The organism is Rahnella sp. ChDrAdgB13 (assembly GCF_017655185.1).
In the GTDB taxonomy this organism is placed as follows: Bacteria; Pseudomonadota; Gammaproteobacteria; order Enterobacterales; family Enterobacteriaceae; genus Rahnella; species Rahnella contaminans.
This window is the reverse complement of record NZ_JAEMGT010000217.1, coordinates 1-4,485: the sequence shown is the minus strand read 5'-3', so window position 1 is coordinate 4,485 and position 4,485 is coordinate 1. Positions and strand designations below refer to the sequence as shown.

Below are 4,485 nucleotides of genomic sequence, written 5' to 3'. Positions count from 1 at the left end.
GAGAACATCATGGATTTCCACGCCCTCTTTTTTGGATTTCATTTCATCACGGTAAAGCAGCCCCAGATTGCCTGGCAGCGCATCAAGATATTCCTGACGGTCTATTGCCATCTGGTTTCTGAAAGCTCGCTCCTCTTTGATAAAACCGGTACCGGAACAATCAGTGCAGGTGCTCACACTCCCCGCTGATTTGCAATATTCCGCATAGGCCATCTTCGCCAGAATAACCATGCAATGAGCCATCCGGCGGCCAGCCACTTTACCGACGTGCTTCCCGGCGTTCTGCATTGCAAAAACAGAGAGTCGTTCAATGGTGCGCTGGCCGTCTTCTTTGCTGATTCCATTTTTACCGAGGAAAGCGCCCATCCCGAATTCAGCCTCAGCGGTTGCCATACCCAGACATGCAGCGAGGTCAGGCCCCGTCAGCGAATCGGATGATGTTGCTGGCGGCACATTGGTAAACGTCTGGGTTTTAGGGTTGAACTGTTTCAGTGAGTTTTCGAGTTTCATCAGGCGGCCACCTTCTTATAGTAAATTTGTTCTCTGACCTGATCACCATTGATGATGAGATCGTTGAAATCACCGTGATCTGCCCAGCGAATACTGATTCTTTTCAGGTCATTCTTCGCATTCAAGTTTGACCGTGCACATACGAACGCGGCTGCCTGACCGGTTGCAGTGTGAATATCCATGTCAGCAAAAATGACGAGGTGTTGCACCCCAGCGGGGACTCTGAACTTCTCCATAAAACCTGCATTGATGACCGACCAGGTATTCACGCCGTAAAGCTGCTTGCAGGACAAGGCAGTTTCAATCCCTTCGGCAATACCCAATGTGGAGGCTACGGGGAAAAGACGGATAGCCACGGATACCGCATGATCCAACACATTTTTTTCCTGTAACGCTCTTTGCTTCTTTGCCACATCAACATCAGCCTTTCGATCCCCGTCTAACAGAGTGCGGTGCAGATAGCAGAGGTTTGCTTTGTTGTCGGTTGCCAATGACCAAAGCGCCTGATAGACACCACCACCCCCGACTTTCTGATTTTGGCAGTAACGGGTTGCGTCAGCGGAAGGCAGCGTGTTGATACCACGCTTATTCAGATACGCTTCCCCTAAAGTCCCGCGCAGCGGTGGCATAGCGGAAAAATGGCGAATAACCCGATCTCGTTCAGCAGTAACGTCGCTCTCAAGTTTTTTGGCCGGAGCCTGATCCCGGTGAAACGTGTTGCCAATGATGCGGTCAACCTCGTTGTAGAGCGTTCTGATATCTTTGCTCTGCGTTTGAACAAGGAGGTTCCAGCCGTCGCCGGTACCACAGCTACAAATCCACCTCCCGCGCCCCTCAAGGTCATCACACCGATATTTGCCTTTCTTCCCGCAACATGGACACTCACCCTTAAAATGTGTTTTCCCAGTGACTGGCGGCAGACCGTAGTATTCGAAGATTTCCGGCCAACGCCCGAGCACCGCCTCAGTTGTTTTCATCAGGCAGCCCCCGTTGCTTGCTGTAAGAAATAAATTTAGATTTGATGAAATTCCAGACTTCAGGCCCGGTCTCCATTGGGAAATCAGAAAGGCCATTCGGCCACTCACCGAATTTGTCTTTGTACGTATGGGCACACCAGCCGTCAGAGAGCGGTTTACTCTTCAGGCTACGCTGGCGCTGGTAGTGCTTAATCTGGCTCCACCACGCCTGTTTATCCGTGCGGGTGTAGATGCGTTCTTTACGGTTCAGGCGTTTCAACCCGCGTGAAGAATCAGTATCAACATCCTCACCACTCAGGGGTTTAAAGCCACATTTTGGGCAGACATACACCCCAGCGGCTTTCATGTAGTGACACTGAGGGCATTCTTTGGGGGTTTTGTCCTTTTTCTCCGCAGCTTCTGCACTGCCGCTGGCTTTCATGCCGTCGCTTTTCCCGGACAGCTCGTCATATTCGATGTCGTCGGGATATCCCAAACGGTGGATACTGCCGGAGTGATCGAAGATTTTGCAGTGGTCTTTTCCAGGAGCAGTGCGCAGTCCCCTGCCCAACGTTTGTAACCAGCGGATTTCTGATTTCGTTGGGCGGGCGTAGATGATGCAACGAACGTCGCTGTCAAATCCGGCAGCCAGCACACCAACGTTCACGATGATTTTTGTTGCGCCCTGCTCGAAGCGATGAATAATCATCTGTCGGTCATCAGGCGGGGTATCATCAACCATGATTTCAGCGCTGACGCCTGCGCGGTTGAATTCCATCGTGATGTAAGCAGCATGGGATTTGTTCACGCAAAAACAGATGGTCGGACGGTCTTCCCCGTTCTCCAGCCAGTTTTTCACGATATCGCCCACCAGCTCGGCACCGCCCATAATTTCTGCCAACTGGTCTTCGTTGTAGTCTTTGCCAAATCCCGCCAGACTGCTGGTTTTTACGCCTTTCAGGTCAGGTTTTGTAGGTGCATAAAACTCATATTGGCTCAGGTCACCAATGCTGATCAGCTCCTTCATGGTGGTGGGCTTAATGAGTTTCTCGTAGTACTGGCCCATCCACGGGGCGAACGGCGTACCGGACAGGCCGATCACCTTGATGCCTGAATCACGGATGACCTCCAGCAGGCCGCGACGTTTCATGTGCGCTTCATCAACGATCAGCAGGTCGATGTTGTCTGGAAATTCACGGCGGATCAGCGTGTCGGCAGAAGCAATCTGGATCAGGCGTGTCGGGTCATGAGGCTGGTAGTCCCGCCAGATATAGCCGATCTCTTCTTCCGGCAGGCCGTACTGCACAAACCGGGTTGCAGTCTGGCGAACTAAGGTCAAAAATGGCGCAACAAACATCACGCGTTTACCCAGCTCAATCATCTTGTCGGCCAGATAGGCGGCCAGGAATGTTTTCCCATAGCCGACTGGTGCCGAGATCAGGAATGTGCGATAGTTCTTCCAGTCGCTGTGCAACATTTGGATGCCAGTGATCTGCTTAGTTTTTGGTTGAAGGTTAAGCATCATGATCTCCCTCAAGAGCCGGTTTGGTTTCGCTTCCCCAAGTTCCGCCTACCGGTTTCTTGTCTTTTTCATCGTGAATGACTGGTTCAAGCGTTACGGAAACTTTCGCTGATTGTGGATTGCTGCTTTCGGGCGAAAACACGTAACTAACCCGGCGGGTCATTGATTTTCCGCGAAGCATGAACGGAGAGTACGGCTTGCTGTTCCCGTGCCCGCTCCAGAATTCGCCGGGGTTGATGGCAAACACGTTGGTTTCTGGACGGATGATGTGATTCCCCTCAACAAGAACTTTCACTGCACGATGAAAACTGCATTTTGAAAAACCCAATGAAGCGATCAGTACCGATGGATCAATCACAACAACACCGCTTTGTGCATCCATAAGGCTCGCCAGCCGGGCGTATAACTTGATTGCTGCGTTTTGCTTGAGGTCGGATAATCTTTCAAATGCATCAAACCCTGCCCTGTATGTCTGGACAAAATCTTTGTTACGTGATTTTGGTTTTGCGTTACTACTCATCAACCCCTCCCATGTATACGGCAATGCTGAGGGTGCTGTTGGGGCCTGAAACTACCAGGTCATAATCGGTGAGGAACTTAATGTAACGGCGCGTTGTATCTTCTGTGCGCCCAGTAACCGCGATAAAATCTTCAATGCTTGGCTCTGCCACGCTGATACGGCTTGGAGTCTCTGCCATCTGATCGAGGTTACCGTTTTCAGATTCCCAACGACCCACCAACCACAGATAGATCGGGAGAGAATTGATGCCACCTCGCTCCATCTTCAGAAAAGTTCTGATGACCGACCGGTGCAAACATGTGTACGAACTTTCTTCAATCATCATAAATACCTCAAAAAAAAGCCTTATAAATCAATCGAGTGTCACCGGTGATACTTTTAGTGTCATGGGTGACACTTTTTCGCTTTTTTTCTTCTTAAAAATCAATGTCATGCAAGTCGCCTCTTCTTATGTCTATGACTAACGTTCTCGTAGACTCGATCCGCCGTTGACCTTGCCCCTGATTTTTTGGGTTTGGCCTTTGTGAAAACCTCACCTCTGTTACGCTTACCAGGAACACATTCCCAGACTGGTGATCCCTGAAACCCCGCATTCCTATCGCCAGTCCGAAGCTTGCTGACCGTATGCTGTCCTCGCAGCCGTTCCGATCTGGGCTTGTGCGCTGGTCAGCGGGGGTTTTTCAGTCAACCCCATTGCAGCCTTGTGATACCGTCCAACAAACAACCGGAGCCGAGTATTGGCCTCATGCCGCGCTCTGTTCTCCTGCCGATATGAGACCTGCTCACGATCCCAAGCCTCCAGATACACTTCGGAGTACTTCACGGCGATCTTCTGCCGCATGGATGGCGACAGCAGCCCCATTTGCTCCTGAATCCACTCAGCATCAGCCGCGCAATACACTTCCGGCATGATGGTTCGGGTGGGGTTAGGCATGATCTGAGGGGGCATCAGGCGGTAATGAATGTGAGTAAGGAAT

The 4,485-nt window shown here is 51.1% G+C and carries 6 protein-coding genes; all 6 read right to left on the bottom strand.

What is annotated here, in order from left to right; all coding sequences use genetic code 11:
• Positions 1-510, bottom strand: a 510-nt coding sequence (locus J8X26_RS26925; protein ID WP_244370890.1) for an antitermination protein, incomplete at its 3' end; no start/stop codon positions are given.
• Positions 510-1,487, bottom strand: a complete 978-nt coding sequence (locus tag J8X26_RS26920) for a toprim domain-containing protein (RefSeq protein WP_208952580.1) — start codon at positions 1,485-1,487, stop codon at positions 510-512. The genes J8X26_RS26925 and J8X26_RS26920, both read right to left, overlap by 1 nt.
• On the bottom strand, positions 1,474-2,988 hold the full coding sequence (locus tag J8X26_RS26915) for a DEAD/DEAH box helicase (protein WP_208952582.1): 1,515 nt from the start codon (positions 2,986-2,988) through the stop codon (positions 1,474-1,476). The genes J8X26_RS26920 and J8X26_RS26915 overlap by 14 nt, the downstream gene beginning before the upstream one ends.
• Positions 2,981-3,508 carry a hypothetical protein gene (locus J8X26_RS26910; protein WP_208952579.1) on the bottom strand — a complete coding sequence of 176 codons (528 nt, stop codon included), beginning with the start codon at positions 3,506-3,508 and terminating at the stop codon, positions 2,981-2,983. Before J8X26_RS26910 ends, J8X26_RS26915 begins: the two co-directional genes overlap by 8 nt.
• A complete protein-coding gene (locus tag J8X26_RS26905) occupies positions 3,501-3,833 on the bottom strand; it encodes a hypothetical protein (protein WP_208952578.1) in 333 nt (110 codons plus the stop codon). Before J8X26_RS26905 ends, J8X26_RS26910 begins: the two co-directional genes overlap by 8 nt.
• A 270-nt stretch (positions 3,834-4,103) precedes the next feature.
• A partial coding sequence (locus tag J8X26_RS26900) for a hypothetical protein (protein WP_307803527.1) occupies positions 4,104-4,485 on the bottom strand: 382 nt, incomplete at its 5' end.

Coding starts and splice junctions, on each gene's coding strand:
- J8X26_RS26905 (WP_208952578.1), bottom strand. CDS start 3,833: ATGATGATTGAAGAAAGTTCGTACACATGTTTGCACCGGTCGGTCATC.
- J8X26_RS26920 (WP_208952580.1), bottom strand. CDS start 1,487: ATGAAAACAACTGAGGCGGTGCTCGGGCGTTGGCCGGAAATCTTCGAA.
- J8X26_RS26910 (WP_208952579.1), bottom strand. CDS start 3,508: ATGAGTAGTAACGCAAAACCAAAATCACGTAACAAAGATTTTGTCCAG.
- J8X26_RS26915 (WP_208952582.1), bottom strand. CDS start 2,988: ATGCTTAACCTTCAACCAAAAACTAAGCAGATCACTGGCATCCAAATG.